Raw genomic sequence first — 3024 nt, 5'->3', positions numbered from 1 at the left:
CATTGTATAAAAATAATGCGTAAGTTTATTTCTAAATCTAAAGTTAGTGCTTGTTTGCTTGCTTCTGATTTTCCTACGGAAAATCCTCGCACTCAAACTACGCACTATTCTTATACGTAACCGTTGGCACTAATACCCAATCACATTGCAAAAACAAGTAACTGAAAATATAATTACAGATTCATTGAATGTTCAAGTTCGAGATAGTTTATATTCTCAAATTAAAATTCTTAACCAAAATATATCTTCCATTCATTCGGACATACACAACCATCTTAATGAACAAAAAGAAACATTTTTAGGAGTATCTAATGACACTATCTTTACTGTTGTTTTTACTGTACTAATTTTTGTAATTGGAATTTTAATTGACAGATGGCTCAAGAGAAATAATGAAAAAGAAGAGCTACAAAAGATAAAAAATTATTTCAACAACCAATTTGACGACCTTAAAAATAATATCGTTCCTGAGTTACGAAATGGGTACAAAAAATACTATCAAGAGACAATAAGTTTATACAATGGAGTACCTACTACTGCACCAAAAATATTAACTAACACTTACGACCGATTATCTAATTTGGAATCGCCTCTTTTATTTAAAACTTTTGAAAACAGTGAGAATTTCAATACTGCTTTTTCACAAATCGACTTCATAAAAAACCTGATGAACGAAGTAGACAATTACCACTCAATTGTTGTGCAAAGAAGTGAAAATCTAAAGTCAGTTTTTATCGAATTAGATAAAAAATATATGGACAAAGTGGTTGAATATACGGAATTTGAAAAACACAATAATCCAAATTTTGCAACTGACCCAACTTATCAACTTTTGAATTCAAAGATTCAGTATTACCACCAAAATATCATTGGAAGAAGGGCATTGACTGATTACTATAAAAATGTAATTCGACCAATTCAACATCAAATCGTCAGTACAAATTTATTTAGAACTCATCCTGTCGGAAATCAAATTTCAGTTTTGGGAAGAGATATATCACATCAGTTTAATCACTTAAGAATGTTATATATAGAAATTAGGACTCAATATAGATATTTCACTCAAGTATTAAATCGAACATTAACGAAATTAGAAAAATTAAATACGAGATAAGTACTAGTGCCAACAATGTATAACCGCAATTACGGCGGATTCGACTACTTCCGAATCCACTCGGAATTGCTAAAGTCTACGCAGAATCGAAAATAATCGCTAATTTAACCCGCAACTGACGGTTATACGAGACCGTTACCACACATTTGAGAAAAAATGAGCAGTGAAAAAGAAACAAAGCATACAAATATCTGGACAATCTTAGATAAGATTAAATATTTTATACTAGCAGCTTTATTTATATTAATCATAATAATCCTTTCAAAAGGATATTCTATTGAAACACAATATTTTAAAATAGGGAAAGTTCCAGATACTTTATTCATAGAAAAAAAGGTTGTAATCCCTGCCGATACTGTGTATAAAGAAAGAATTGTTACTAAATATGTCGAGATACCTAAAATTGAAAAAACGACTAAAGTTAAAAATTCAGATACTGAAATTGAAGTTACAAACCAGCCATCAAATATAAATACAGGAACTAATAATGGAATTTTAGGCAATAACAATACATTTAACAACATCACAGAAAGACCAATTGAATTAAATAATAATGATAAAATAAATTTAATAAACGGTGTAAATTCGGAACTCAAAAAGACTACTAATGAAAAAGCTAAAAAAATAATAGTAGATGGTATGCTAGGTAATGCAAGGTCTTTACAAATGGCTACGCTAATACAAGAGTTTCTTAAATCAAAAGGATACGACACTGGTAATGGTATAAACCAATCTGTGCCATCAAATCCTGTAAAAGGGGTTTTTATATTCGCTGACGGTGAAGTTGTAAAAATTAATGTTCGCATTATTTAATATTTCTTTGATAAATTAATTCATCTAAAATTGATGCAAGCAAAATTATCACGCCTGCTTCAAAAAGAGTAAAAACGGACAGTATTAAAGCAATAATAGAACCTAAAACTCCTAAGATTGCTAAAATTGATGTTTTCATAATATTTAATTTTAAAGTTAATAATTTTAATATGACCAAAGCAGTGCGTAACTGTTGCGTGCGACTGACCTTTGGAACGTGAAATAAAAAACGTGTGGTAACAACGTGTATAAAAAATTGCTACTTTAGTTTAATCGTTTGGTAGTTGCGTGTTTGCTTGCTTCTGATTTTCCTACGGAAAATCCTCGCACACAAACCACGCAACTTTCCATACACAAACCGTTGCCATTCATTGCGGAACGAATTTTCCAAATGGAAATATCAAAATAATAAATATGAAAAAAGTCACAGAAATGACCGGAGAAGAATTAAAAAAAAATAAAGGTCTAATAACCGGCATTGCGAATATTCTTATAATAGCTGTTACCTTTGTTTCTATTTTGAGCATAAATCAGATAAAAGCTGGTACTAAAATTATAACTCATCCAATATTTTATTTTCTAATCTTTTTAACTATTATTTTAGCTCTCATTGTAAATAACCTAATGAAAATAAAAAAAGAAATAGTAAAGAGAAAGAATAAATAATAAGGGCTTTGCCTTTCAATAATTTGAAAAACAGAATTGAAAAACAATGACCAGGCTAAATCTAGAAGTCAGTTTTACGGAATTTATCACTTAATCGTAATTAAAAACTTCTGCCCTTACTCAAAAGCAAAAAAAAAGGAAATTACGACTGACCTTAAAACGGAAAGAAAAAACAACGAAATGGCAACAGTGTATATAAAAAATTGCTTGTTTTTTATTAATCCGATGACAGTTGCTTTGTTTGCTTGCTGCTGATTTTCCTTCGGAAAATCCTCGCACACAAACACGCAACTTTCCATATACATAAACGTTGTAGCCAATTTGAGAAATGAAATTACTAATAGCAACATTTGGATTAATAATCAGCTTTGGACTGACAACAAAAATGAATGTTGAATCGAAAACTAATTTCGACTTACCAATAAAATTAA

General features: G+C 29.9%; 4 protein-coding genes. 3 read left to right on the top strand and 1 reads right to left on the bottom strand.

The annotated features are described in order from the left end of the window. Positions 1 to 145 precede the first annotated feature (145 nt). Together ACFQ1R_RS12945 and ACFQ1R_RS12940 are read left to right on the top strand one after the other, a co-directional pair. Entirely contained in the window at positions 146 to 1114 is a 969-nt protein-coding gene (locus ACFQ1R_RS12945; RefSeq protein WP_379926676.1) for a hypothetical protein, read from the top strand. A 156-nt stretch (positions 1115 to 1270) separates the two neighbouring features. Continuing rightward, positions 1271 to 1927: a hypothetical protein gene (locus ACFQ1R_RS12940; protein ID WP_379926675.1), complete on the top strand. Its 657-nt coding sequence runs from the start codon at positions 1271 to 1273 to the stop codon at positions 1925 to 1927. Here ACFQ1R_RS12940 and ACFQ1R_RS12935 read toward each other — a convergent pair. Next, the gene (locus ACFQ1R_RS12935) at positions 1920 to 2066 is read right to left on the bottom strand and encodes a hypothetical protein (RefSeq protein WP_379926674.1); all 147 of its coding nucleotides are present in this window, start codon (positions 2064 to 2066) and stop codon (positions 1920 to 1922) included. The genes ACFQ1R_RS12940 and ACFQ1R_RS12935 overlap by 8 nt on opposite strands. A gap of 275 nt (positions 2067 to 2341) precedes the next feature. On the opposite strand from ACFQ1R_RS12935, the gene ACFQ1R_RS12930 reads away from it, so the two are divergent. Further along, the gene (locus ACFQ1R_RS12930; protein WP_379926673.1) at positions 2342 to 2593 is read left to right on the top strand and encodes a hypothetical protein; all 252 of its coding nucleotides are present in this window, start codon (positions 2342 to 2344) and stop codon (positions 2591 to 2593) included. Positions 2594 to 3024: the final 431 nt, after the last annotated feature.

Source organism: Mariniflexile jejuense, assembly GCF_042675665.1.
GTDB classification, from domain to species: domain Bacteria; phylum Bacteroidota; class Bacteroidia; order Flavobacteriales; family Flavobacteriaceae; genus Mariniflexile; species Mariniflexile jejuense.
Note: the sequence above shows the minus strand (reverse complement) of the source record. Positions and strands in the feature narration are given on the sequence as shown.